The sequence below is a fragment of the Schaalia naturae genome (assembly GCF_042665795.1).
Classification (GTDB): Bacteria; Actinomycetota; Actinomycetes; order Actinomycetales; family Actinomycetaceae; genus Pauljensenia; species Pauljensenia naturae.
The window spans coordinates 2408947-2434571 of the sequence record NZ_JBHTEF010000001.1 but is presented as its reverse complement, the minus strand read 5'-3'; the positions used below and the strand labels follow the sequence as shown (position 1 = coordinate 2434571).

At 72.7% G+C, this 25625-nt stretch carries 23 protein-coding genes; 13 read left to right on the top strand and 10 right to left on the bottom strand.

Annotated features, from left to right (window positions below):
• Positions 1 to 618: 618 nt before the first annotated feature.
• Genes ACFQWG_RS10790 through ACFQWG_RS10755 form a run of 8 tightly spaced genes read right to left on the bottom strand, consistent with a single transcriptional unit; the run spans position 619 to position 8917 of the window.
• Positions 619 to 1578, bottom strand: coding sequence for an alpha/beta fold hydrolase (locus tag ACFQWG_RS10790; RefSeq protein WP_380975183.1), 960 nt, complete (start codon positions 1576 to 1578; stop codon positions 619 to 621).
• An 11-nt stretch (positions 1579 to 1589) separates the two neighbouring features.
• Positions 1590 to 3020 (bottom strand): aspartate aminotransferase family protein, encoded by a 1431-nt coding sequence (locus ACFQWG_RS10785; RefSeq protein ID WP_380975181.1) that lies wholly within the window; start codon positions 3018 to 3020, stop codon positions 1590 to 1592.
• Positions 3017 to 3664, bottom strand: a complete 648-nt coding sequence (locus tag ACFQWG_RS10780; RefSeq protein ID WP_380975180.1) for a hypothetical protein — start codon at positions 3662 to 3664, stop codon at positions 3017 to 3019. The genes ACFQWG_RS10785 and ACFQWG_RS10780 overlap by 4 nt, the downstream gene beginning before the upstream one ends.
• Before the next feature lie 17 nt (positions 3665 to 3681).
• A complete protein-coding gene (locus ACFQWG_RS10775) occupies positions 3682 to 4554 on the bottom strand; it encodes an ABC transporter ATP-binding protein (RefSeq protein ID WP_380975178.1) in 873 nt (290 codons plus the stop codon).
• Positions 4551 to 5345 (bottom strand): ABC transporter ATP-binding protein, encoded by a 795-nt coding sequence (locus tag ACFQWG_RS10770; protein ID WP_380975177.1) that lies wholly within the window; start codon positions 5343 to 5345, stop codon positions 4551 to 4553. Before ACFQWG_RS10770 ends, ACFQWG_RS10775 begins: the two co-directional genes overlap by 4 nt.
• Positions 5342 to 6265, bottom strand: a complete 924-nt coding sequence (locus ACFQWG_RS10765; RefSeq protein WP_380975175.1) for an ABC transporter permease — start codon at positions 6263 to 6265, stop codon at positions 5342 to 5344. Before ACFQWG_RS10765 ends, ACFQWG_RS10770 begins: the two co-directional genes overlap by 4 nt.
• Positions 6262 to 7230, bottom strand: a complete 969-nt coding sequence (locus ACFQWG_RS10760) for an ABC transporter permease (protein ID WP_380975173.1) — start codon at positions 7228 to 7230, stop codon at positions 6262 to 6264. The genes ACFQWG_RS10765 and ACFQWG_RS10760 overlap by 4 nt, the downstream gene beginning before the upstream one ends.
• A gap of 19 nt (positions 7231 to 7249) precedes the next feature.
• Positions 7250 to 8917: an ABC transporter substrate-binding protein gene (locus ACFQWG_RS10755; RefSeq protein WP_380975171.1), complete on the bottom strand. Its 1668-nt coding sequence runs from the start codon at positions 8915 to 8917 to the stop codon at positions 7250 to 7252.
• Between the two features lie 457 nt (positions 8918 to 9374).
• On the opposite strand from ACFQWG_RS10755, the gene ACFQWG_RS10750 reads away from it, so the two are divergent.
• Together ACFQWG_RS10750 and ACFQWG_RS10745 are read left to right on the top strand one after the other, a co-directional pair.
• A complete protein-coding gene (locus ACFQWG_RS10750; protein ID WP_380975169.1) occupies positions 9375 to 10736 on the top strand; it encodes an O-acetylhomoserine aminocarboxypropyltransferase/cysteine synthase family protein in 1362 nt (453 codons plus the stop codon).
• Positions 10733 to 11728, top strand: coding sequence for a P1 family peptidase (locus ACFQWG_RS10745; protein ID WP_380975167.1), 996 nt, complete (start codon positions 10733 to 10735; stop codon positions 11726 to 11728). Before ACFQWG_RS10750 ends, ACFQWG_RS10745 begins: the two co-directional genes overlap by 4 nt.
• A gap of 6 nt (positions 11729 to 11734) precedes the next feature.
• On the opposite strand, the gene ACFQWG_RS10740 is transcribed toward ACFQWG_RS10745, so the two are convergent.
• Positions 11735 to 12505 (bottom strand): alpha/beta hydrolase family protein, encoded by a 771-nt coding sequence (locus ACFQWG_RS10740; RefSeq protein WP_380975165.1) that lies wholly within the window; start codon positions 12503 to 12505, stop codon positions 11735 to 11737.
• Positions 12506 to 12601: 96 nt separating this feature from the next.
• Here ACFQWG_RS10740 and ACFQWG_RS10735 point away from each other — a divergent pair, with 96 nt between their 5' ends.
• The 7 genes from ACFQWG_RS10735 to ACFQWG_RS10705 all read left to right on the top strand — a co-directional run bounded on the left by ACFQWG_RS10735 (position 12602) and on the right by ACFQWG_RS10705 (position 18690).
• The gene (locus ACFQWG_RS10735; RefSeq protein ID WP_380975163.1) at positions 12602 to 13237 is read left to right on the top strand and encodes an ASCH domain-containing protein; all 636 of its coding nucleotides are present in this window, start codon (positions 12602 to 12604) and stop codon (positions 13235 to 13237) included.
• A 90-nt stretch (positions 13238 to 13327) separates the two neighbouring features.
• Complete coding sequence (locus ACFQWG_RS10730; protein WP_291500051.1) at positions 13328 to 13612, top strand: YtxH domain-containing protein; 285 nt, start codon at positions 13328 to 13330, stop codon at positions 13610 to 13612.
• A 170-nt stretch (positions 13613 to 13782) separates the two neighbouring features.
• On the top strand, positions 13783 to 14691 hold the full coding sequence (locus tag ACFQWG_RS10725; protein WP_380976317.1) for a cation diffusion facilitator family transporter: 909 nt from the start codon (positions 13783 to 13785) through the stop codon (positions 14689 to 14691).
• Positions 14688 to 15398, top strand: coding sequence for a trimeric intracellular cation channel family protein (locus ACFQWG_RS10720; protein WP_380976315.1), 711 nt, complete (start codon positions 14688 to 14690; stop codon positions 15396 to 15398). The genes ACFQWG_RS10725 and ACFQWG_RS10720 overlap by 4 nt, the downstream gene beginning before the upstream one ends.
• 24 nt (positions 15399 to 15422) lie before the next feature.
• Positions 15423 to 16202: an SOS response-associated peptidase gene (locus ACFQWG_RS10715; RefSeq protein ID WP_380975162.1), complete on the top strand. Its 780-nt coding sequence runs from the start codon at positions 15423 to 15425 to the stop codon at positions 16200 to 16202.
• Positions 16203 to 16340: 138 nt separating this feature from the next.
• Positions 16341 to 17750, top strand: coding sequence for an amino acid permease (locus tag ACFQWG_RS10710; RefSeq protein WP_380976313.1), 1410 nt, complete (start codon positions 16341 to 16343; stop codon positions 17748 to 17750).
• A 190-nt stretch (positions 17751 to 17940) separates the two neighbouring features.
• Positions 17941 to 18690, top strand: coding sequence for an HNH endonuclease family protein (locus ACFQWG_RS10705; RefSeq protein ID WP_380975160.1), 750 nt, complete (start codon positions 17941 to 17943; stop codon positions 18688 to 18690).
• Here ACFQWG_RS10705 and ACFQWG_RS10700 read toward each other — a convergent pair.
• Positions 18653 to 19693 carry a LacI family DNA-binding transcriptional regulator gene (locus ACFQWG_RS10700; protein ID WP_380975158.1) on the bottom strand — a complete coding sequence of 347 codons (1041 nt, stop codon included), beginning with the start codon at positions 19691 to 19693 and terminating at the stop codon, positions 18653 to 18655. The genes ACFQWG_RS10705 and ACFQWG_RS10700 overlap by 38 nt on opposite strands.
• A 157-nt stretch (positions 19694 to 19850) precedes the next feature.
• On the opposite strand from ACFQWG_RS10700, the gene ACFQWG_RS10695 reads away from it, so the two are divergent.
• Genes ACFQWG_RS10695 through ACFQWG_RS10680 form a run of 4 tightly spaced genes read left to right on the top strand, consistent with a single transcriptional unit; the run spans position 19851 to position 25622 of the window.
• The gene (locus ACFQWG_RS10695; RefSeq protein WP_380975156.1) at positions 19851 to 22922 is read left to right on the top strand and encodes a glycoside hydrolase family 2 TIM barrel-domain containing protein; all 3072 of its coding nucleotides are present in this window, start codon (positions 19851 to 19853) and stop codon (positions 22920 to 22922) included.
• On the top strand, positions 22919 to 23419 hold the full coding sequence (locus ACFQWG_RS10690; RefSeq protein WP_380975154.1) for a hypothetical protein: 501 nt from the start codon (positions 22919 to 22921) through the stop codon (positions 23417 to 23419). The genes ACFQWG_RS10695 and ACFQWG_RS10690 overlap by 4 nt, the downstream gene beginning before the upstream one ends.
• Positions 23416 to 24321: a DMT family transporter gene (locus ACFQWG_RS10685; protein WP_380975152.1), complete on the top strand. Its 906-nt coding sequence runs from the start codon at positions 23416 to 23418 to the stop codon at positions 24319 to 24321. Before ACFQWG_RS10690 ends, ACFQWG_RS10685 begins: the two co-directional genes overlap by 4 nt.
• On the top strand, positions 24318 to 25622 hold the full coding sequence (locus tag ACFQWG_RS10680) for an ABC transporter substrate-binding protein (RefSeq protein WP_380975150.1): 1305 nt from the start codon (positions 24318 to 24320) through the stop codon (positions 25620 to 25622). Before ACFQWG_RS10685 ends, ACFQWG_RS10680 begins: the two co-directional genes overlap by 4 nt.
• Positions 25623 to 25625 lie beyond the last annotated feature (3 nt).

Below are 25625 nucleotides of genomic sequence, written 5' to 3'. Positions count from 1 at the left end.
CCGGCGGCCATGTCGTCATCCACACGAGCCGGTGGTGGGAGGCCGTGCGCGCCTGGCGGGGGCGTCGCCCTCGTCGATCCCTGTTCCACGCGGCGCTCGAGGTCGAGGTCGGGTCTGCCCGGACGGTCATCGAGATGGCGCCCGCGTGGGGGAACCTCGGCACGAGCGACGCCGAGCGGGGAGTGGTCGCCACCGGCCCGGTGGGCATGCGCTGGCTGGGGGCTTCCCGCCTGTTCCGCTACGAGGTGCGCCGCTGGGAGGGCGGGGACATCCCCGACCGCGACACGGCGCCCGTCCCGCCGACGCGGCTGCAGATCGCGCCGGCGCGGGCGCAGATGGTCCTCGATCGTGTGAGCGACGTCCCCCGTCACGTCTGGGGGCGCGATGCGCTGGGGATGGGCGACATGTGGAACTCGAACTCGCTCATCGCCTGGCTTCTGGAGTCCTGCGGCGTCGGCGCGGCGTCCCGCGTGCCCCCGCCGGCGCCGGGGTCATGGCCGGGGCGGGTGTGCCGGCGGGAATCGGCCCGGAGTCGGGGGCTGGCCATGACTCGGGAGCGTGCGCGGCCTGTGCGCCATGATCTGGGAGCCCGCGTCCGCCGTTCGGCCGCGACCGGGTCTACGGAGTGGGAAGGAGACCCGCGAAGACCCGGGCCAGGTCCTCGGGAGCGTCCTCTTGGATGTTGTGCCCGGCATCCAGGCTCACCACCCGCGCCTCCGGGCGCGAGGCGCGCAGGCGTCCGACCTGGGCCTGGGAGACGACGCCGCGCGCCCCGAGGACCAGGTCGACGCGGGACGGCAGGCCGGCCAGCTCCTCCCACTGGCGCTCGGCGTCGCCCATGGACAGGTCGCCGGGTCTCAGGCGAGCCAGCTGGTGCTTCCACTCGACCCGCCCGTCGGGCAGCACCCGCGTGTTGAGCGTGACCGCGCGGCGCACCCCCTCCGGGTCCGTCCCGCCGAGCCCCAGGGACAGCGCCATCTGCACCAGCGTCTCCCGCGAGTCGAACTCGGCGGGCCCGTCGAGGATGGCGGCGAGCGCCTGGAATGAGGGCTCCGCGTCTCCCGCCTCGGGCAGGATGTCGACCAGGATCAGCTCCGCGACGTCCTCGCGCGCGGCGGCCAGCTCCAGGGCGGTGAGGCCCCCCAGGGACTGGCCGACCAGCGTGAGCGGCGCCTCGAGGGCGCCTGCGGCGAGCGCGAGGTCGAGGGCGGAGCCGACCCGGCCGGCGAGGATCCCCGGCGAGTACCGCCCGTCGGCCAGCCAGGACGACTCCCCATGGCCGGGCAGGTCGAGGGCGAGTGCGGGAACCCCCCAGTGCAGCAGCGTCGTGTCCCAGGTGTGGGCGCCCAGGCCCGCGCCGTGCAGCAGCGCGACGCGCCGGGGCGCCTCCCCCCACGCCAGCCCGGAGACGAGAGCCCCCGGACGCCCGCCGGCGTCGCCCTCGTCCCCGCCCAGGGGAACCCGACGCACGCGGGGGAGCCTCGCGTCGAGCCCCCGCGCGGCGGCCCCCTGCGCGAGGAGCGCGAACTCGTCGTCGCCCGTGCCCCCGGATGTGTCCCCGCCCGTCGTCGCGGCCATGAGCCCTCCTCCTAGATCCTCTCCTGCACCCGCGTGAACACGTCGCGCAGCGCCTGCTCGACGATGTCGAACTCAGCCTGCCCCGAGACGAGCGGCGGCGCCACCTGCACGACGACATCGCCGCGGTCGTCGGCGCGCACGTAGAGCCCGTCCTCGTAGAGCGCCGGGTTGAGGAAGGCGCGGATTCGGTCCGCCTCCTCCTCCGTGAAGCGCTCGCGGGTGGCCTGGTCGCGGGTGAGCTCGATCCCGTAGAAGTACCCGGATCCGCGCACGTCGCCGACGATGGGGATGTCGCGGAGCCGGTCCAGGGTCCTCCGGAAGGCCGGTCCCAGCGTGCGCACGCGCTCCACCAGGCCCTCCCGCTCGAAGACGTCCAGGTTCGCGAGGGCCACGGCCGCCGACACCGGGTGCCCGCCGAACGTGTAGCCGTGGCGGAACACGTGCTCGCCGGTGGCGAAGGGCTCGTAGACCTCGTCCGAGACCAGGACGGCCCCGATGGGGGCGTACCCGGAGGACAGCCCCTTGGCCGAGGTGATGATGTCCGGGTGGGCGAGCCCCTGGTCCGGAGCGGCGAAGAGCCCTCCGGTGCGCCCGTAGGCGCAGATCACCTCGTCGGAGACGATGAGGACGTCGTGGGCGTCGGCGATCTCGCGCAACCTCCGGAAGTATCCGGGCGGGGCGACGAAGCACCCGCCGGAGTTCTGCACGGGCTCGACGAACAGGGCGGCGACGGTGTCGGGCCCCTCACGTAGGATCACCTCCTCCACGGCGTCGGCCACGTGCCTCCCATAGGCCTCCTCGTCGTCCCAGTACTCCGGGTCGGAGCGGTACCAGTTCGGCGTCGGCACCTCCACGGCTCCCGGCGCCACCGGGGCGAAGGGCTCGCGGTAGGACGCGATCCGCGTGAGCGCCAGCGCGCCCAGGGTGGTCCCGTGGTAGGCGCCCGCGCGCGAGAGCACCTTGGTCTTGCCGGGCCTGCCCCGCAACGCCCAGTAGTTTCGCGACAGCTTGATCGCGGTCTCCACCGCCTCCGAGCCGCTGTTCGTGAAGAACACGTGGTCGAGGTCGCCGGGCGCCTCCTGGGCCAGCCGCTCCGCGAGGTCGATGGCCGGCTCGTGGGCGTATCCCCACACGGGGAAGAAGGACAGCGTGCGGGCCTGCCGGGCGGCCGCCTGGGCGAGCTCCTCGCGACCGTGGCCGACCTGGACGGTGAACAGCCCGGACAGCCCGTCGAAGATCCTGCGTCCGGCCGAGTCCCAGAAGTAGGTGCCCTTCGCGCGCACGACGGTGGGCAATCGGTCCTCGGCCCATCCCGACTGGTCGGTGAAGTGCCCCCACAGGTGGCGCGAGGCCGCGATGTTGCGGGGCGTGCCCAGCGGGGTCTCGCCCGCGGACGGGTGGTGCAGGACCGGGACGGCGGAGGGGCGGGTCGCGGCCGTCATGCGCGCGCTCCCTGAACGACGGACGAGGCTGTCCCCGCCCGCACGAGGCCGGCCGCCTGCGCGTGGCCTGCGGGACCGCTGCCCTGGCCTGCGGCCCGCTCGGCGGCCGCCTGGGCGGCGAGCCGGTCGGCCAACTCGCGCAGGCCCGGGTCCAGCTCGACCCCCAGGAAGGAGTTGACGATGTTGTTGCCGATCATGAGGATGCCGAACCCGACGAGGGCCACCACCGCCTCGTCGCCGTAGCGGCCGGCCAGCCGCTGCACGAGGGCCTCGTCGGAGGGGTCGTGGCGCGCGAGCGCCCGGCCGAACGCGGCGATGTCCTCCTCCTCCGGCGTGAGGTCCCCGGCGTTGATGTCCTCCCCCCGGGCGACCAGGTCGCGCCGGAAGTAGGTCGTGCACAGCAGGCACTCGTTGGTGGAGGAGATCGCGTAGGAGAAGACGATGGCGCCGCGGTCGCCGATGAAGCGCTGGACCTCCGAGTAGAGGGGGTACCAGGCCATCAGGGCGTCGTAGGAGGGCAGATGGTTGAGCAGCGCGCGCTTCATGTGCGTGGGATCGGCGCCGGACCGGACGATCTCGGCGTCCCAGCGCCGCTGCCCCTCGGGGCTGAGGCTGTCCCGGGTGCGCAGGGGAACGAATGACATGGTCGTGTCCTTTCAGGTCAATGCCGGCGGACCGGCAGATGTGTCGTGGATGCGGGAACGGGCGGGTCGCCCTCGTCGCCCACCCCGGCGGCCGCTGGGGGGCCGGGGACGGCGGGGACGGCGGAGACCAGCTCGCGGGTGTAGGGGTGGCGCGGGGCTCCCAGCACGCGGACGGCGGACCCCTCCTCGACGACCGCGCCGTCATGCATGACGAGGACGCGATCGGCGAAGTTCTGGACCAGGCCGATGTCGTGGGAGACCAGCAGGAGGGCCGTCCCCCTCTCGGCGTGGAGGCCGCGCAGCAGGTCGAGGATCTGGGCGCGCACGGTGACGTCCAGGGCGCTGAGAGGCTCGTCGCCCACCAGCAGCGTCGGGCCGTGGACGATCGCCCGGGCCAGCGCCACGCGCTGGCGCTGGCCGCCCGACAGCTCGTGGGGGTACTGGTGCGCGCGCGAGGGCGAGAGGCCCACGCGCTCCAGCACCTCCTCCACCATCGCGCGGTGGTCGCCCGGGATCCGCAGCGCCCGAAGCGGCTCGGCGACCGTCCGGCCGACCGTCATCCGCGGGTCCAGCGACCCGTAGGGGTCCTGCAGGACGATCCCCGTGCGCCGGCGCAGCCAGCGCGTCGAGCGGGCCCCGCCCGGGCGCACCGCGCGCCCCTCGAAAGCGACGGTGCCCGCGGTCGCGGCGTCGAGGGCGAGCAGGATGCGCACCAGCGTGGACTTCCCGCTGCCCGACTCCCCGATGAGGGCGACCACCTCCCCCGGCGCGACGTCGACGTCCACGCCCCGCACCGCCCGGAGGACCCCGCGGCGCCTCATGGGGCCGCTGGGGGGAAGGGGGTAGTCGCGCGTGACGCCGCGCGCGCTCAGCAGGGGGACGGCGCTCATGCGACCTCCTCCTCGCGCGGGCACCACCCGGTCGCGCGGGCGGCTCGGACCAGCCCCTGCGTCACCGGATGGTCGGGGGCGCTCAGCAGGCGGTCCGCGGGCCCGGCCTCGACCACGCGTCCGTGGGACATCACGAGGACGTCGCGGGCCATGCGCGCCACCAGGGAGATGTCATGGCTGATGAACACGAGGGACATGCCGGTGTCGGCGACCAGGTCGTCGAACAGGTCCAGGACGCCCGCCTGGACGGTGACGTCCAGCGCGGTGGTCGGCTCGTCCGCGATGAGCAGGGCGGGGCGCGCGATGACGGCCTGGGCGATGGCGACGCGCTGGCGCTGGCCGCCCGAGAGCTCGTGGGGGTAGCGGCGCAGGAGCCGCTCCGGATCGGGCAGGCGCACCTGTTCGGCCGCGCGGAGCACTCGGCGTCGGACCTCCCGGCGCCCCAGCCCGTAGTGGAGGCGCAGCGAGTCCCCGATCTGGGCGCCCACCGTGCGGATCGGGTCCAGCGCGGTGGCGGGCTCCTGGAAGACGACCCCGATGTCGCGTCCGCGGATGCGGGCGAGGTCGCGATCGTGGAGTCCCGCCAGTTCTCGGCCGTTCCACCGGATCGACCCGCCCACCTGGGCGCCGAGGGGGAGCAGGCCCACGGAGGCCAGCGCCGTGAGGGTCTTCCCGGAGCCCGACTCTCCGATGATGCCGAGGCGCTGCGCGTCGCCGACGCGCAGGTCGACGCCATCGACCACGGGCACGCCGCCGATGCGGACGGTGAGATCGGTGATCTGCAGCGTCATCGCAACCCCCGGCGTGCGCGCAGGACGGGATCGAGGGCCTCGCGCAGCGCGTCGCCCAGCTGGGTGAGGGCCAGCACCGTGAGCGTGATCGTCAGGCCGGGCCACACCACGGACAGGGGCGCGACCCCGATGAACGACTGGGCGTTGGCGAGCACGCGCCCCCACGAGGGCGTCGCGGGGGGCGCGCCGTAGCCGAGGAAGGTGAGGCCCGCCTCCGCCAGGAGCGCGACCGAGGCCGCGCCCGTGAGCTGGACGACCGCGACGGAGGCCGTGTTCGGGAGGATGTGCTGGAACAGCCGGGAGGCGGCGCCGGTGCCGGCCGCGCGCGAGGCCAGGATGTAGTCGGAGCGCGAGACGCGCAGGATCTCCGGGCGCAGGACGCGCGCGGTGGAGAATCCCGAGCCCGCTCCCACCGCGACGACGACGAGGGCCAGCGAGCCCCCGAACGGCGTGGCCAGCAGCATGGCGATGAGCAGGACCGGGATCGCGACGAGGACGTCGATGACGACCACCAGGGGCTCGGCCCACCGGGGAGGCAGGAGCGCGCTGACCGTCGACAGCCCGACGCCGAGCACGGCGGCCAGCCCGGTCGCGCCGGCCACCAGGACGACGGCGGTCCGCGATCCCGCCAGCAGCCAGGAGGCGGTGTCGCGCCCGATGGTGTCGGTGCCCAGCGGGTGCAGCGCGGAGGGGCCCTGCAGGCGGGCCGAGGCGTCGGCGGCCAGCAGGTCGTGCGGCGTCCACACGAGGGACAGCGCCGCCGCAGCGGCCACCAGGGAGAGCACGATGAGGGCATAGGCGCCCCCTGGCCGGCGCCAGACCTCCCGGAGGACGGTTCCCGCCCCGGACCCTGGGGAGGGGATCCGGGCGCGGGCCCGGATGCGGTCGGCGGCCCGGGCCGGTGCGACGCGCGCGCTCATGCGCGGGCCCCCCGCCGACGCAGCCGGGGGTCGATCAGGCGGTGGGCGACGTCAACCAGCAACCCCACGACCAGGACCAGGGACACGAGCAGCAGCACCTCGGACTGGACCTTGACGAGGTCCCGGGAGGCGACGTCGGCGACCAGCATGGACCCGACGCCGGGCAGGTCGAACAGCGTCTCCACCACGATCGCCCCGGTGATCATCGACGCGGCCTGCAGGGCGATGACCGACAGGATGGACAGGGAGACGTTGGGCAGGCCGAAGCGCAGCAGCGCCCGGGTGCGAGTCATGCCCTTGGCGGCGGCGGTGCGCAGGTAGTCGCTGGGCAGCGCCTCCAGGACCGCCGACCGCGTGAAGCGGACGATGGCGGCGCCCTCGACGATCGCGATCGTCAGCGCGGGCAGGACCAGGGACTCGAGGGCGGCTCCGGGGCGTGCCCACCCCTCGCGGGGGAACCCCTGGGTGGGCAGGGCGTCGACGAGGCCAACCCCGCGGCCGAGGAGGCCCACCAGCAGCAGCCCCGCCCACAGGACGGGCACGGCGGCCGCGGCCTGGGAGAGGAAGCCGATGGCCTGGCCATCGGCGCGCCCCGCGTGCAGGCCGGCCCAGATGCCGAGCGGCAGGCCCGCGGCCACGGAGAGGGCGACGGCGAGCAGGGTGAGCGGGAGGGTCACCTCCAGCTTCTGGAGGACCTCGCCCGCGATTGGGCTGCCCGTGAGGAGGGAGTCGCCGAGGTCGCCGCGCGCCAGCCCGGAGACCCAGGACAGGTACTGGACGGCCAGCGGCCGGTCGAGCCCGTACGCCGAGCGGATCTGCTCCAACTGCTCGGGGGTGGCCCGGATCCCCCCGATCGTCTGGGCGACGTCCCCGGGGAGGATCCGCAGGACCGCGAAGACAACCAGGGTGGTCACCGCCAGGGCGAGGAGGAACAGGCCCGCTCGGCGCAGGATGTAGGACAGCATCAGGGCGTCACGGCTCCCGTCACTCGGAGGCCGGCGCGGAGACGGCCAGGCCCGTGAGGTCCAGCCGCGCGTTGATGTTGTCGGTGGGGAAGCCCTCGACGCCCTGGCGGACCGCCGTGACCGTGCGGAAGTTGGTCAGCCAGTCCGCGGCCGCGTCCTCCGAGACGAGGCGGGCGGCCTGGGCGAGCAGCTGGTCCTGCTCCTCGGAGCTGGCGGCCACGACGGCCTTCGCGTCGAGGCCCTGGACCCCGGGATTGTCGTAGGCGAAGTAGGAGTCCGGGTTCGCCCAGGCGCCGAAGTCGTGGCTCTCGGCGTGGTCGACGAGGCTGAGCTGGTAGTCCTTGTTCGTGTAGACGTCGGTCAGCCAGGTGGTGAAGTCGACGGACTCGACCTCCAGGGCGATGCCCGCCTCAGCCAGCTGGGAGGTGAGCAGATCGGAGAACGTGGTGCCGTAGATGTTCGGCTGGGTGAGGGTGAGCGTGAGGCCGTCCTGGTAGCCGGCCTCGGCCAGCAGCTCGCGCGCCTTGGCGGGGTCGTGGGGGAAGAGGCCGGTGAGGTCCTCGTACCCGGGGTCGCCCGGAGCGATCGGGCCGCCGAGCGGGGCCTCGACGCCGCCGCGCGCCTTGATGAGGGCCTCATGGTCGATCGCGTAGCGGATCGCCTCGCGCACCCTCTGGTCCGACAGGGGGTCCGCGCCGTTGTTGAAGGCCAGGACGAACTTGTCGGATGCGGCGCCCACGGTCAGCGCCGTCGTCGCATCGGCGACCTGGTCCCTCAGGTCCGCGGAGATCGGCGCCAGGACGTCCAGGTCGCCGGCGTTCAGGGCGTTGACGGCGGCGTTCGTGTCGGTGATGTAGCGGAAGACGATGGAGGACACCTGGGCGGGATCGCCCCAGTAGTCCTCGTTGCGCGTCAGCGTGATCGAGTCGCCCTGCTTCCACTCCGTGAGGAGGAAGGGGCCGGAGCCGATCGCCGTCGTCTTGAGGTCGGCGTCGGACGCCTCCTCGTCCAGAACGAGCCCGGGACGCCCGGACAGGGCCCACAGGAGGTCCGGGTTCGGGGTGTCCAGGGTGAGGACCACCGTCTGCTCGTCCGGGGCCGTGATGTCCGCGACCTGGCCCAGGGTGGCGGCGTCGACGGCCTCCGTCCCGATGGCCTGGTCGATGCTCCACACGACGTCCTCGGCGGTGAGGGCGTCCCCGTTGGAGAACGTCACGTCCGGTTCCAGGGTGAAGGTGTAGGTGAGGGCGTCGGCGGAGACCTCCCAGCTGGACGCCAGGCTCGGCGTGATCGTCCCGTCGGCGGCGCGCGAGACGAGCCCCTCGTAGACGTTGTCGATGAGCACCTGGTCCAGCGCGACGCCGGAGGTGGCGCGGATGTCCAGGTTGGAGGGCTCCAGGGTGAGCCCGACCGTCACCGTCGCGTCGGGATCGGCGCCCGCGGCGCCGGAGGCGGCGGAGGACGAGGGGGCGCTCTGCCCGTCGGCGCCGTCGTCGCCCCCGTCCCCGGCGACCGCGCGCCCGACGCCGATGGCGGCGGCCGCCACCAGGATGATCGCGCCCCCTCCCGCGAGGATGCGGGTCCTGGTGCGGCTGGACCGGCGGTCGACCAGAGGGGCGTCGGCCCCGGCGTCGGGCGCGCGGTCCGCGGGGCCCGGGGCCGTGGGGGGAAGGTCGGAGGAGGACATGGAAAGGCCTTTCGAGAGGGGACGTGCCGGCGTGTGCCGGGGGGACAGGCGGGTCTCCCGGATGGGAAGGGAGAACGGGTGCGGCAGCGTGCAGCGGGGGCGCGGAAGCGGCGGTGCGCGAGACGAGGCGCGTCCCTCAGGCCTGGATGCGGCCCGGGTCCGCGGCGGGGACTCCGCGAGGAGGAGTCAGGAACAGCGCGGACAGGACGAGGCACGCACGCCGGCGCGCGGTCCCGCCATGGGCATTCGCCCCATCGCGGCGGCGTGCCGCGGGAGCCGTGTCCGAGCTGTCATGGGTTCATCGTCGGGGCGGAACCGGGCGCTGTCACCGGGCCTTCCGGGGGACGGACGTTTGTGAACCGCGTTCACACTCGCTCGCCCCTCGGATGACGCCGCCGCCGCAGGTCCACCGGGGGCGAGCCTGTGTCGTGAGACGCCCTGACCACAGGAGGCCGATATGAGCACCCCCGCGAGCCTGCCCCGCTCGGACTTCGCATGGGGGTTCACCACGGCCCAGGTCCACGCCGGCCAGGTGCCGGATCCGGCCACCGGGGCCAGCGCCCTGCCGATCTACCAGACGGCGTCCTACGCGCTGCCCGACGCGGCCACCGCGGTGGAGCTGTTCGCCGGGCGGGCCGAGGGGTGGACCTACTCGCGGGTCAACAACCCGACACTGGCGGTCGTCGAGGAGCGCCTGGCCGCCCTCGAACACGGGGTGGCCGGGATCCTGGTGGCGTCCGGCCAGGCCGCGGTGAGCGACGCGGTGATGACGCTGGCCGACGCCGGCGACCACGTGGTGGCCAGCTCCAGCCTCTACGGCGGCACGCGCACCCTGCTCGCCCACAACCTGGCCCGCAAGGGGATCGCCGCCACCTTCGTCGACCGACCCGGGGACCCCTCGGCGTGGGAGGCCGCGATCACCCCGCGGACGAGGCTCCTGTTCGGGGAGTCCATCCCCAATCCGCGCGGCGACCTGCTGGACATCGAGGCGGTCGCCGAGGTCGCCCACCGGCACGGCGTCCCCCTGGTCGTCGACAACACGGTGGCGACTCCTTACCTGATCCGGCCCCTGGACTGGGGGGCGGACGTCGTGGTGCACTCGGCCACGAAGTACCTGTCCGGGCACGGCGCGGTCATCGCCGGGGCGGTGGTGGACGGCGGTCGTTTCGACTTCGGCGCGGACCCGGCTCGCTGGCCGGGATTCACCACGGCGGTGCCCGGGTACGGGGACCTCGTGATCGCCCGGGATTTCGGGCCCGGGGGCGCGCGTGCGCCGGAGGGGGTGAACCTGGGCTTCGCCGCGAAGCTCAGGCTGGAGCAACTCCACGACCTGGGGGCCTGCCTGTCGGCGCACTCGGCTTTCCTGCTGGCGCTGGGCCTGGAGACCCTGTCGCTGCGCATGGATCGCCACGTCTCGAACGCGGCGGCTGTGGCGGACTGGTTGGCGCGGCGCCCCGACGTCGCGTCCGTGACGTACTCCGGGCTGCCGGACTCTCCCTGGAGACCGCTGGCGGACAGGTACTCCGACCACGGGGCGGGGGCGATCGTCGCGTTCGACCTGCCCGGCGGGGCGCCCGCGTGCCACCGGTTCCTCGACGCGTTGCGTCTGCACTTACAGCTGGCCAACATCGGGGACGTCCGCTCCCTGGCCATCCACCCGGCCACGACCACGCATGGGCAGATCTCGGCCGCCGACCAGGCCCAGGCGGGGATCGGCCCGGGGACGATCCGCCTGTCGGTGGGCATCGAGGACCTCCCGGACGTGCTGGCCGACCTGGAGCTCGGATTCGACGCGGTGTCCAGGGCGGGGCTCCGATGAGCGGGGACCGCTCCCGGTCCGGCGAGGGAGGGAGAGGGGGCTCCCTCGCCGATGTCGCGGGCATCCGGGTGGGCCACGCGGGACGCGCCGGAGATGGCTGGCTGACCGGCGTCACCGTGGTCCTGCCTCCCCCGGGCACGCGGGGCGCCGTGGACGCGCGCGGCGGCGCCACGTGCACGTCGGAGACCGACGCCCTGGGTTCCGGCTCCGTCAACGCCTGGCCGACGGCCCTCATGCTCGCCGGAGGCTCCGCGCTGGGGCTGCCCGCGGTGTCCGGGGTCCACCGGTGGTGCCTCGAGCACGGGCGCGGATTCCCCATCGGCCCACTGCCGGGCCAGGTCGTGCCCGTCGTTCCCGCAGCCGGCATCTTCGACCTGGGGAGGGGAGGCCGCGCCGACGCCGTGCCCGATGCGGCGCTCGCGTACGCCGCGGCCCAGGATGCCTCGGGCCCGCGGGGGGTCCTCGCGCAGCGCGGGCGGATCGGCGCGGGTCTCGGCGCGCGCGTCGACGACGAGGGCGGCCTCGGCGGGATCGGGGCCGCCTCCGTCCGCGTCCCGATCGAGGGAGCGGTCGGTGGCGCCACGGTGGCGGCCCTGGCGGTCGTCAACGCCTTCGGGCGCCCGGACGTGCCCTATGCCCGGTCCCCGCGTGGAGCCCGCGCCGGGGGCGCGCCCCTCAACACGACGCTCGTGGTCGTGGCGACCGATGCCGACGTCGGCCGCGGCATGCTCACCCGTCTGGCGACGATGGGGCATGACGGGATGGCGCGCGCGTTGGACCCGGTGCACACCCTGGCGGACGGCGACGTCGTGTTCGCCCTGTCCACGGGCGCGGTGGTCCTCCCGCCGGAGGGCGGCGGCTTCGTGGGCGGGAGGGCCTGGCGCGCCGCTCATCTGGCCCTCCAGGCGGCCGTCGCCCGGGTGTGCGCGGCCGCCATCCGCGATGGGGTGACCGCCGCGGCGAGGACGGCGGCAGGGACGCGCCCCGTCTGAGCGGCCCTACCGCATGATCGGCAGGTGCGTGCGCGCCCAGGCCAGCGACAGGTCGGACAGCGCCTTGGGATTCTCTCCGGCGCCGAAGCGCGCGCCGTGCACGACCTCGACATGGGAGCCGGCGGGCAGGCGCGGGAAGTTCTCCTCGGTCATCTGGACGAGGCCGAGCTGCTCGTCGTCGGCGTCGTGGATGACGAGGACGGGGCGCCCCAGCCCGTCGAGCACATCGTGCGTGCTGATCATCGACAGGTCGACCAGGGTCTGCTTCGAGATCGTGAAGTTGCGGCGCGGGCCCGGCGAGTCGTCGGGGATGGTGGTGACGCCGTGGGCCTCGAGCTCGTCCAGCTGGACGGGGGAGAAGATGGCCTCCCAGTCGTAGTTGAGCGGCCCGGTCACGGCGCCGGAGAGCACCATCGTCGCGGCGGCGGGCGGGCGGGCGAGGAGGGCGGTGACGGCGCCGAAGGAGTGGCCGTGGATGAGTTGGCGGTCGAAACCCTGGTCGGCCAGCCAGCCGGACGCGGCGCGCAGGTCCTCGACCTGGGACTCGGAGGTGATGATGTCGTCGTCGGACTCGCCGTGCCCCGAGTAGTCGAACTCGAGCGTGGCGTACCCGGCGGCGCGGTAGACGCGCGCGAGCCGGTCGAAATGGTCCCCGGAATGCCGGTTCGCCAGGAACGAGTGAGAGAAGAGCACCGCTGCGTCGACGGCGTCGACGGGGTTGGTGAAGGTCCCCGCCAGCGTCAGCCCGCGGGGCGTCCGGATCCGCACGTCACTCACCCCACCAACCTAGTTCGCGCCAGGGCGGTGTGTCAGGAGCCATCTCGGTGTTCGTCCGTGAGTGAACGGGGTGGCGCTGGGGCGACAATGGTGCCCATGGGCATCATCGACGAGGGCGGCGCCGGCCCGGCCGGCGCGGACGGGCGGTCCGGGGCGCGTGAGGGCCGGCGGGCGCGGCCCGACGGCGAGGTTCCGCCTCCGGATCAGCGGGCGGTGGGGCTGTTCTGGGAGGAGGCGCGCAAGGCGATCGGGTTGAACGACCTGGACGTCTACCTGGGGGAGAGCCCGGTGGCCGCCGTTCCGCCGCCCGCCTGGCAGTTCGGCGACTCGGCGCGGCTCGCCGACGACCTCGTGGACCTGGTCGTGGCCGGGGCGAAGACCGCGACGGCCGGCGCCCTGTGGGAGTACGAGGAGGAGGGCGAGTCCCTGCCCGAGCCCGGGGCGCTCGGCATCGCCTGCGACGGGACCGGCCGGCCCCGCGCCCTCGTGCGCACCGACGCCGTCGACGTCGTCCCCTTCGACGCGGTGGACGAGGAGCACGCGGCCGCCGAGGGGGAGGGCGATCTCTCGCTCGGCTACTGGCGGCGGGTCCACGTCCGCTTCCTGCGGGGGTACGAGGGGCGCGACCAGAACGAGCCCTGGCCCGAGGGGGCGCCGTGGCCCCCGGACCCCATGGTGCTCGAGCGCATCACCTGCCTGTATCCGAGGCCGCCGCGCCGCCCGGCCCTCTGACGCCGGGTCCGGCGCGCCGTCCTCGCGGTGGGGCCGATACTCTAGGGTGGGCCGCGGACGAGGGCAACACCAGCCGGAGGGAAGGCGCGGATGGCGAACAAGATGGGTCTGGTCATCGGGCTCGGCATCGGGTACGTCCTGGGTGCGCGCGCCGGACGGGAACGCTATGAGCAGATCCGGGCGGCGCTGTGGCGCCTGCGGGACACGCCCGTGGTGGCCCGGCCGCTGGATGCGGCGGGGGAAAGGATCGCGGGCGCCGTTCGCGCCGAGGGCATGAGGATCACTGACACGGTCGCCGACTCCGTGAGGGACCGTCTCCTGGGCGCCCGCCGGCGCGAGGAGTATGTCGACGTGGAGGTCGAGGAGATCGACTGAGCTGCGGACTGCGGGCTCCCGAACCGACATGTTCGGGGGCTCTCGTGGACACGCCGGAGCCCCGGTGGCACGGTGTGGGGGTGCCAGACGTGACCCCGACGAACCAGCCGCCAGCCCCCGTCCCCCACGGTTCCGGGAACGGCGGCCCCGGTGACGGGCGGGACGCTCATCTGCGCTATCCCCCGCCTCCCGACCTGTCCAGGTACGCGTGGCTGTCCGTCGCGGCGGCGGTCGTCACGATCCTGCTCAAGGGCAGCGCCGCGGCGCTGACCGGGTCCGTGGGGCTCCTGTCCGACGCCGCGGAGTCGCTGGTCAACCTCGTGGCGGCCGTCGTCGCCGTCATCGCGCTCAAGGTGTCGATCCGCCCGCCGGACGGCAACCACCCCTTCGGGCACTCCAAGGCCGAGTACTTCTCCGCTGTCGTCGAGGGCGTCATGATCTTCGTCGCGGCGGGGTTCATCATCGTCTCCGCTGCGGAGCGCATCGTCCACCCCCGGATGCCGGAGCAGCTCGGGATCGGCCTCCTGATCTCGGTGGCCGCCTCCCTCATCAACGGCGCGGTCGGCCTGCTCCTCCGGAGGCAGGGGGCGCGGTACCGCTCGGCCACGCTCAGCGCGGATGGCGCCCACCTGCTCACCGACGTCGTCACCTCCATCGCCGTCCTCATCGGCGTCGGGCTCGTGGCCCTGACTGGCTGGCAGGTGCTGGACCCCGTCGTCGCGATCCTGGCGGGAATCAACATCCTGTGGACGGGATGGGGGCTCATCCACCATGCGGTGGACGGGCTGATGGACATCGCCCTGCCCGATGACGTCCACGACCGGCTGGTGGCCGTGCTCGACCGGTACCGCGATCCGGGCGCCATCGACATGCACGCCGTGCGCACCCGCCAGGGCGGGAACCGCGAGTTCATGGAGTTCCACCTGCTGGTGCCCGGCGCCTGGCCCGTCCAACGCGGGCACGACCTCAGCGAGGAGATCATCGACGCGCTGGTGGCCGAGGTCCCCGACATCCGCGTGTCGGTCCACCTCGAGCCCATCGAGGACGCGAAGTCCTACCAGGATCAGGCAGACTACTGACCGTGCCCACCGAGCTGTCCTCCGTCGACCCGTCCCACGTCTTCCGGGCCGTCGATCTGCTGGGGGTCCTGATCAACGGCATCCTGGGCGGCCAGCTCGCCCGGCGCAAGGGCTTCGACGCCGTGGGGTTCGCGGTGCTGGCGGTCCTGTCGGGGCTGGGCGGCGGCATGATCCGCGACGTCCTGCTCCAGGCCGGCCAGCCCGTGGCGCTCACGGACCCCTGGTACCTGCCCACCGCGCTCGTCGGCGCCGGCGTGGCGCTGCTGTGGAAGCTCGAGTCGCGCCCGTGGCGCGTCGCCCTCGTCCTGGCCGACGGCACGGCCCTGGGCTGCTGGGCGGCGACCGGGGTGATCAAGGCCCTGGTCGCGGGCCTGGGCGTCGTGCCGGCGCTGCTGCTGGGGATCATCACGGCGGTGGGCGGGGGCATGGTCCGCGACGTCTGCGCGGGCAACGTGCCGCGCGTGTTCGGCGGAAACACCCTGTACGCGACGCCCGCCCTCGTCTCCGCCGGGCTCATGGCGGTCCTGGCCCGCACGGGTCACCCGACCGTCGGGATGGTCGCGGCGACGCTGGTCGGCGCCTGCTTCACCCTCATCGCCCATCGGCAGCGCTGGACGCTTCCCCAGGATTCCGAGTGGACGCTCACCCTCACGCCCACCCAGCTGCGGCGTCTCCTCGCCATCCGGGAGCGGCGCGGGAGATCATGAGGGGACGACCTGGAGGAGGTCCGGATGTGCGGCCGGTTCGCCCTGTTCGCGGACGACGATGAGCTGATGTCCCTGTTCGACATCGACGTGCTGGAGGGCGAGCACGCTCCCACGTGGAACCAGGCGCCCTCCCAGCAGATCCGCGTCGTCATGGAGCCCTCTGCGCGCGCCGTGCCCGTCCGGCGCAAGATGCGCCTGCTGCAGTGGGGCCTGGTCCCCGGATGGGCCAGGACCCCCTTGCGGCCGATGATCAACGCGCGCGCCGAGACCCTCGCCGAGAAGCCCAGTTTCCGGGCCGCCGCCGCGCGCCGGCGCTGCCTGGTCCCCGCGAACGGGTACTTCGAGTGGCAGGCCCCGGTCCCGGGCGCGGGGTCGCGGGCGAAGCAGCCGTGGTTCCTCTCCGCGGGCTCAGGGAGCGGGGACGAGGGCGATCCCGTGCTCGCCCTCGCCGGGATCTATGACGCCTGGCGGGCGCCGGACGCGGGACGGGGCCCGGGATCGTCCGACGGGTGGTTGCTGACCTGCGCGATCGTCACGCGTGCGGCGACCGACGCGCTGGGTGTGGTCCACGACCGCATGCCGGTCGTCGTCCCGCCCGCCCTGTGGGACGCCTGGCTGGATCCGGCGATGACGGACCTCGACCAGGTGTCGGCGCTGCTGCGCTCGATCTCGGATCCGGTGCTGTCCCCGCGGCGGGTGGGGCCCGCCGTGGGCGATGCCCGCAACGACTCCCCCGGTCTGATCGCGCCCCTGCCCGGCCCCGGTGAGGTCCGGCCGGACGGCGCAGGAGATGACCCTCTTTGAGGCGCCGAGCGCCCGGCAGGTAGCCTGAGGGCTGGCCGACGACCCGGCAGGGCCGCCCTCGCCCCCCTTGGAAGGACATCTGTGGACACCGCGCGCGCATCCGCCCCCACCCGCCGCTTCAAGACGCGGCACCTGTCGATGATGGCGCTGGGCTCGGCGATCGGGGCCGGGTTCTTCCTGGGGACCGGGCAGGCGGTCGCCCAGGCGGGGCCGGCGGTCCTGGTGTCCTACGCGATCGCGGCCGGCATCGCCGTCGTCGTGATGTACGCCCTGGCGGAACTGGCCTCCGCGATGCCCTCGAGCGGCTCCTTCTCGACCTACGCGGAGTCCGGGATCGGGCGGTGGGCCGGGTTCACGGTCGGGTGGCTCTACTGGTTCACCCTGATCATGGTGCTTGGCATGGAGTCCACGGGCGCCGCCGAGATCGTCACCGGGTGGTTCCCCGAGGTTCCCCAGTGGACGGTCGCCCTGGTCATCGTCGTCATCCTGGGCGGGGTGAACCTGCTGGCCGCAGGCGACTTCGGGGAGGTGGAGGCCTGGCTGGCCGGCATCAAGGTCGCGGCCATCGTCATGTTCCTCCTGGTCGGCGTCGGCCTGGTCGTGGGGCTGATCCCCGGCCGTGAGGAGGCGGTCGGCCAGACGCTGCTCGGCCACGGCGGGTTCGCGCCGCGGGGCCTGGCGGGCGTGGCGGCGGGGCTGCTGGCCATCATCACCTCCTTCGGCGGCCTGGAGATCGTCACCATCGCCTCCGCGGAGGCCGAGGATGCCCAGCGCGCGATGGGGCGGGCCATCCGCTCGGTGATCTGGCGGATCCTCGTGTTCTACGTCGGCTCGGTCGTCCTCATGGTGTGCCTGCTGCCCTGGGACTCCGAGGAGATGGAGACGAACCCCTTCGGGTCGATCCTGGGGATGGCGGGGGTGCCCGCCGTCGCGCGCATCATGGAGGCCGTCGTCCTGGTGGCGCTGGTCAGCGCCTTCTCCGCGAACATCTACGCGTCCTCGCGGATGGCATACTCCCTGTCCGCGCGCGGGATGGGTGTGAGGTGGCTGCTCGGCGGGGACGCGGCGCCCTCCGCCCCTCCCGTCCGCCCCTCGGGCGACGAGGACGGCGCCCGCCCCTCGCTGGCCGCCGCGGTGCGCGAGGAGACGGCCACGGGCGACATCGCCCGTGGGCGCACCCCCCGGCGCGCCGTGTGGGTGTCGATCGTGCTGGCGCTCGTGTCGGTGGCGCTCAACTGGCTGCTGCCGGAGACCCTGCTGGGCCTGCTCATCAACGCGATCGGCATGACGCTGCTCATCGTGTGGGTGTTCATCATCGTCTCGCAGCTCAGGCTGCACGAGTCCCTGGACCGTTCGCACGCCCTGGTCATCCGGATGCCGGGCGGGAAGGCCGGCGGGCGGATCGCGCTGGTCGCCCTGGCCGGGATGGGCGTGCTGATGGCGTGGAGCCCCGTGGCCCGCCCCCAGCTGGTCTCCATGCTCGCCCTCACAGGCGTCATCGTCGTGATCTACGTCGTGCGCCAGCAGGTGGCGCTCACGACCCGCTAATCGCGAATTGCTCTCGGCGGATGTGCTCCGAGGTCATGGCTGGGTGGGCGTTTCTGCGCGGATCCGGCGGGAACCGCGAGCTGGCCATGACCTGGGAGCCGGTGATCGGCCTGTCGGCCGTCTGGACCTGTGGATGGGCCGACCAGGTGCCCACGCCCCGTCGGAGGATGGTCGCGAGGGGGGGATGGCGATGAGCGGTCGCAGCAGACGGTGGTCCGTCGGGGACACGCTGGCCGTCGTGGTCGCGGCGGCGATCCTGGCCTGGGCGTTCGCACCGGGGGCGGGGCCCGACCTGCTGCGGCTCCAGCAGCGATGGGGGTGGCCGGCGCCGTCCGGCGGCGACGCCCTCGTCGCGCTGGGGGACGCCGACGTGGCGGAGGCGCTGCGGGCGCTGCCGGTGCGCGACGCGGACGAGACCCCCGGCTACCAGCGCTCCTCCTTCGGGCAGGCGTGGGCGGACACCGACCGCAACGGGTGCGACACGCGCAACGACATCCTCGCGCGCGACCTCGCGCGGCCGGTCCTCAAGCCGGGGACGCACGGCTGCGTCGTCCTCTCGGGCACGCTGGCCGAGCCCTACACAGGCGCCGTCATCGAATTCCGTCGGGGGGAGGGCACCTCGGCGGAGGTCCAGATCGACCACGTCGTGGCGCTGGCGGACGCGTGGCGCGCTGGCGCCTGGGAATGGGAGGCGGGGCGGCGCCAGGAGCTGGCCAACGATCCGCTCAATCTGCTCGCCGTGGACGGGGAGGCGAACCAGGACAAGGAGGCCGGCCGGGCCGACCAGTGGCTGCCTCCCGAGAAGAGCTTCCGATGCCCCTACGTCGCCCGCCAGGTGGCGGTCAAGACGAAATGGGGGCTCTCGGTGACCCTCGCGGAGCGCGACGCGATGGCCCGCGTCCTCAGCGGATGCCCGGACCAGGATCTCCCGGAGTCCTGAGCACGGCGTCGCCCGTGCTCTCCCTGGCCACGACCTCGGTCCCGAGGACCTCGACGACGGGCGGCTCGCCGGCGAGCATCGCCTCGGCGATCTCGACGGATCGACGTCCTTGCAGGTGGAACGGCTGATGGACGGAAGTGATGGAGGGCTTGGCGGCGGCCGCGATGGGATGGTCGTCGAATCCGATGATGAGGACATCGTCGGGGACCCGGAGGCCGCCGACCTGGAGGCGCCGGATCGCGCCGACGGCGATACGGTCGTTGCCGCAGGCCAACGCGTCGAAGGAGAGGCCCGAGCGGACCAGGTCGTCCGCCATGCGGAAACCGGACTCCTCCTCCCAGTTCCCGAATCCGGGGCGCTCCCGGAGGCGGGTGCCCAGGACGTCGCGCAGCCCGGTCAGCCGGTCGGCGGTGGCCGGGTTGTCCGCGGGACCCATGAGCGCGCAGACGCGGTTCGCGCCGCGTCCCGCGAGATGGCGGGCAGCCCGCCTGGCGCCCTCGACGTCGTCGGAGTAGACGCGGGAGAATGCCGAGGGGCGGTCGTCGCGGGAACCGGCCTGGCCGCAGAGGACCGTCGGGATGCCGATCTCAGCGAGGTCGTCGAGGAGGCTGTCGTGCGTGTAGGGAGAAAGGTGGACGATGGCGTCGACCGCTCCCCTGCGGAACAGGCGGAGGCTCTTCTCGCGCTCCTGGTCCGTTGCCATCATGTAGAGGCTGGGGGTCAGGGGGGTGTCGGCCAGGCCGTCCATGATCCCCTTGAGGACCGTGGCATAGGTGGGATCGATGAGGAGCTCGTCGATGGGCTCCGTGAGGATGACGGCGAGGGAGTCCGTCCGGCCGGTGGCGAGCTGGCGCGCCGACTTGGAGACCAGGAAACCCGTCGACTCGACGGCCGACCTGACGGCTGCGGCCTTGTCGGGGCTGACGCCGGCGGTGCCGTTCAAGACGCGCGAAACGGTGGCTCGTGACACGCCAGCCAGGTTCGCGACGTCCTTGATCGTCACTTTTCCCGAGCCGCCCACAAACCTCCGTCCGCGTTCAGGTCGTCGTGACGGTGTCCTTGTCATGTCAGACAGGCTAGTGCTATCTTCCATCTGAAACCGGTTTCAAAACTGTGTGCGGCAGGACGGTCTGCCGCTGACGCCGACGGGGGAGCACACGTTGACACATGAGTGGGAGACACCCGGTCTGACGGGGGAGAACAGGCTTCGCGCCCACGCCGACCTCACGGCGTTCGGGGACCGGGCCTCCGCCGCGCTCGGGCGGCGCGAGGACGGACGGGGCTTCGTCCCGCTCAGCGGCACCTGGGACTTCGCGCTCTTCGACTCGCCCTCGCGTGTCTCCCCGGATCTCCTCGGTCCCCTCGCCCCGGAGCGGAGGTGGGAGCAGGTGGCCGTTCCCCACGTCTGGCAGGCCGACGGCTTCGGACAGTGGCAGTACACCGACGAGTCCTACCCTTTCCTGGTCGATCCCCCGCATGTGCCGGCTCTGAATCCGACCGCCGTGTACCGCCGCGAGGTCGACTTCGACGCCCTGGCGCCCGGAGATCGGCGGATCCTCCGCTTCGACGGCGTCGAGACCTACTTCGAGGTCTGGGTGAACGGAGTGCGGATCGGCTCCTCGAAGGGCTCCAGGATCCCCGCGGAGTTCGACATCACGGACGCCGCTGTCCCGGGAGGGAACCTCATCGCGGTCGAGGTCCTCCAATATGCGGACTCCACCTACCTGGAGGACCAGGACATGTGGTGGAGCGGCGGCATCATCCGCGACGTCTACAGCTTCACGCGCCCGGAGCTGCACGTGGAGGACGTCGTCGTCGACACCTCCATGGATGACAGGGGCGCAGCGGTGCTGGAGTGCTCCGTGCGCCTGTCACGCGCGGAGGCGGACCTCGCCTGGCGGGTGGAGGAGCCCTCGGGATCCGTCATCGCCTCCGGGTCGGAGCCCGCGGTCGACGGCTCGGTGCGTCTGCGCCGACGGCTGGACGACGTGGCCTGGTGGCACCCCGAGCATCCGGTCCTCCACCGGCTCGTGCTGGAGGTCCATGACGCGACGGGAGGGACGACGGAGATCGTGCCCGTGCGGGTCGGGTTCCGGGACGTGCGGATCGAGGACGGAGTGCTGCTGCTGAACCGCCGCTACATCGAGCTGCACGGCGTCAACAGGCACGACTTCGACCCGGATCGTGGAAGGGCGGTGCCCCTCGAACGGGTGCGTGAGGACCTGCTCCTCATGAAGCACTTCAACATCAACGCGGTGCGCACCTCCCATTACCCGAACGACCCGCGCTTCTACGACCTGTGCGACGAGCTGGGGATCATGGTCGTCGCCGAGACCGACCTCGAGACGCACGGCATGGCGTTGGTGGGCGACATCGCGGCGCTGTCGGATGATCCCGGCTGGACCGCCGCCTACGTCGACCGGATCGACCGCCATGTCCGCCAGATCCGCAACCACCCGAGCGTCCTGGTGTGGTCGCTGGGCAACGAGTCGGGATGGGGGCGGAACTTCCGCGCGATGTACGAGCACTGCAAGGAGCTCGACCCCCGTCGTCCCGTCCTCTACGAGGAGGACCGGGATGCGGGCACCGTGGACATCGTCTCGACGATGTACTCCCGGGTGTCCCAGATGGACGACCTGGGGAGCCACCCCCATCCGAAACCGCGTTTCGTCGTCGAGTACGCCCATGCGATGGGCAACGGGCCCGGAGGGCTGGCCGACTACCAGGCGGTGTTCGACCGCTATGACGGCATCCAGGGGCACTTCGTGTGGGAATGGTGCGACCAGGCGGTGAGGGCCGTCCGGACGGACGGTTCGGCGGAGTTCCTCTACGGCGGCGACTTCGGCGACCGGCCGAACAACGGCAGTTTCTGCGTCGACGGCCTCGTCCTGCCCTGGCTGGAGCCGAGCCCGGGCCTCGTCGAGTACGGCCAGGTGATCTGCCCCGTCCGCGTGGGCGACGGGCATGACGGCTCTCTCGTCGTCACGAACCGGCGTTACGACTCCACGCTGTCGGGCCTCGCGCTGGAGGTCGTCGACTCCCGTGACGGCGTGGCGCAACGGCGCTGCCTCGTCCACGCCGGGGGCGTGGCCCCCCGGTCCACCGCCCGGATCGCGCTGGAGGGATGGCGCGACGCCGGAGGCCGGGGGGCTTCGGGGCCTCTCGAGCGCACGGTGAGGGTCGTCGTCGAGCAGGGGACGCTCTGGTGGGCGCCGGGCGACGTCATCGGCCGATACCAGTTCGCGATCGACCCCCTCTCCGCGGATGCCGCCCGGGGCGGGGAGTGCGACTCCCCGGCCGCTTCCCTCCCGGTTGCCGCCCGCGGCCGGCGGACGCCCCCCACCGTCGTCGAGAGGGGGAGGGACGGCGTCGAGATCTCGGCCGGGGGACGCACCTGGACCTTCGACCCGGTGACCGGACGCCTCGCCGGCGCCTCGATCGAGGGGAGGCCTGTGATCGCGCGCGGCCCCCGTGTGCGAGTGTGGAAGCCGCCGATCGACAATCACGCTCGGCTCGCCGAGGAGGAGTGGCGCCCCGCGCTCCTCGACCTCTTCCGGGAGGACGCCCGATCGGTGACATGGCGCTCGGAGGGCCCCGATGCCATCGTGGAGGCGGACGTGGTGGTCGGCCCCCCTGGGCGGGCGTACGGGCTGCGGTGCCACTACGGATGGGTCATCTCCGACGAGGGCGCCGCGCGGCTCGATCTGACGGCGATCCCCTTCGGCGGCTACACGGGCACCGTGCCCGCCCGAGGCCTCGATCTGGAGATCCCGAGCCGATACCGCAACGTGAGCTACCTGGGACTCGGGCCCGGTGAGAACTATCCGGACTCCCGCGCCGCCGCCGTTCGCGGGGTCTATCGGAGTGACGTCGCCTCGCTCCAGACGCCGTACCTCGTCCCCCAGGACCATGGGGCTCGCTGCGCGACGTCCTGGGTGCGCCACACGGACGACGCGGGAGCGGGTCTGCTCATCGTCAGCGAGCCCGCGTGCGTCTGGTCGACGTGGACGTGGACGGGGGAGCAGATCGAGCGCGCGCGGCACCTGGACGAGCTCCCCTCCGCCTCCGCGGCCTTCACGGTCAATCTCGACCAGGCCGTCCTCGGCCTGGGCTCGAACTCCTGGGGCGCGGAGGTCTCTGAGACCTACCGGACGAGGCTCGAGGCGTTCCGGATGAGCCTGCGCCTCGTCCTGGACGAGGGCGCGTCTCCGCGGGAAGGAGGACGGCCGTGACCACGTGCGTCTTCGCCGATCCCGAGGAACTCGTCGTGCTCAATCCGTCCGTGAAATGGTCAGGGCTCGGCGACGTCCTCACGGGTGTCGCTCCGTCGGACCCCGGTCACATGCGCTCCCGCGGCGACACGATCACGTTCCGCACCGGAGGGGCGCGGACGTGGTCGCAGCCGCATCTCACCGCGCACCGCCTGTACCAGACGGTCTTCATGGTCCTGCGGGGAGAGGCGACGATCGAGATCGCGCCGCGCAGGGATCTGCGGGTCGTCCGCCGCTACTGCGACCTGGATGACTGCGAGCACCTCGAGGGGGTGGGGCGCCCGATCCGTCTGGGTGCCGCCCGGGTCGTCTGCGTCGGCCTCGACGACGCCTGGCGGGTCCGAGACGGAGACGCCGTTCTGTGCCAGGCGCGCATCACCATCGAGGGCGCCCCCCTCGTCCCACCCGCGCAGCGCGGAGCACGCGGGGAACCGGCGGCGATGGAGGGGAGAGCATGATGCGGCGGACCGAGCCCCGCGCCGTGCTGGCGCTCGTCTGCGTGACCGCCGTGTGGGGATCCACCTTCTTCCTCATCAAGGAGATCGTCGACGTCATCCCTCCCATCGACTTCCTGGGGGTGCGGTTCCTCATCGCCGGCGCAGTCATCGCGGTGGTCCGGGCGCGCAGCCTGTTCCGGTGCCCGCGCCCGGTCTGGATCAGGGGGGCGGTCCTCGGCCTCGTGTACGCAGGCGCCCAGGTGCTCCAGACTGTCGGCCTCCAGCACACCCACGCCTCGGTGTCGGGCTTCATCACCGGGATGTACGTCGTCCTCACACCCGTCGTGCTGTTGGCGGTCTTCCGGGTCCGCGTCTCCCGGAGAGGATGGGCCGCGATCCTCATGGCCACCGTCGGGCTGATGGTGCTCAGCCTCCGCGGCCTCGACCTCGGCGTCGGTGAGGCGGTCACCCTGGCCGGCTCCCTGCTCTACGCCGTCCACATCGTCCTCCTCGGGCACTGGGCGCCTCGGGGGCATGTGCTCGAGCTCGGCGCGATCCAGGTCATCACCGTCGGCGTCGTGTGCACGCTGGCGGCCCTGCCGGGAGGTGTCGCGGCTCCTCAGACGGCCGCCCAGTGGGCGCAGATGCTCTACATGGCCTTGGTGGCCGGGCTCGCCGCGATCGTCGTCCAGACCTGGGCGCAGGCTCGGATGAGCCCGACTGCGGCAGCCATCGTCATGACCACGGAGCCTCTCTTCGCGGCCCTCTTCGCCGTCCTCCTCGGAGGCGAGCATCCGACCGTCCGACTCATCGTCGGCGGGAGCCTGATCGTCGGCGCGATGCTCGTCTCCGAGACCGCGCCGTCGACGGACCCCACAGCAACACCCCCAGTCACATCCCTCATCAAAGGAGATCAATCATGAGAAAGCGGGCCTGCAAGGCGGGAGCGGTCGCCGCCGCCTCCCTCCTCGCCGCCACGGGCATGGCGGGCTGCTCCGACGCAGACGCCTCGGGATCCGCGGGCGCGTCGACGGTCACCTGGTCAACGTGGGGAACCCCCGACGAGCTGGCCGTCTTCCAGCAGTTCAACACGGAGTTCGAGTCGCGTCATCCCGACATCACGATCGACTTCCAGCCCGTGTCGTCCTACTCGGACTATCAGTCGAAGCTCTCGACGCAGCTGACCTCGCATACGGCCCCCGACGTGTTCTATGTCGGCGACGACAACATCGCGGCGATGGTCGACAACGACGTCCTCGCCCCCCTCAACGACAGGCTCTCGGCCGCTGACTCGGCGATCTCGTCCGACGACTTCAGCGAGGACATCTACCGCGTGGCTTCCCGGGACGGGCAGATCTACGGCCTGCCCAACGACGTCAACCCGGACGCCTTCTGGTACGACAAGACGGCCCTCGCGGCGGCGGGGATCACGGAGGACCCGGCTGAGCTCGCCCGGGAGGGCAAGTGGACCACCGGTGCCTTCTTCGACATGGTCGACAAGCTCAAGGCCGCCGGCCTCGACGGGGCGGCCTTCTGGAACTACTGGTCGACGACCGACTCGATCATGGTGAGCCAGGGGGGAACCGTCTATGACGACTCCGGCCAGTACGTCGCGGACAAGGACCAGACGAGCGTCGACGCGCTGCAGAAGTGGGCCGACGAGTTCGCGTCCGGGTCTCTGATCGTCGCCGACGAGCTCCCCTCGGGTTCGGACTCGGACACGCTCTTCGTCACGCACAAGCTGGGCTTCCTCGTCCAGGGTCGCTACACCGTGTCGACGGTGGAAGGCGCAGGGCTCTCGATGGACGACTACGACGTCGTCGGCTGGCCGACCCCGGACGGGGCGGAGGGGTCCGGCGGCGTCGCCTCGAGCTTCCTCGCCATCAACAAGGAGGCGAAGGACGCGGATGCCGCCTACACCTTCTTCGAGGAGTTCCTCTCCAAGGACGGTCAGACCCTGCGGTTGAAGGACTCCGGGAATGCGCTGCCCTCGATCAGCGGGATCGACTCGATCGTCACGGACTCGGCGAAGCCCGCGAATGTGGCGGCGCTGATCTCGATGCGGGACAAGGGCTTCGCGAACTTCCCGACGGAGGCGGCGGTGCCCGACCTCTCGAATTCCATCAGCACCGACATCATGCTGCCCCTCTACCAGGGCACGACGAGCGCGCAGGACGCCCTCGACGCGACGGCCCAGCTCGTCGCCGAACAGGTCGAGAAGTAGGAG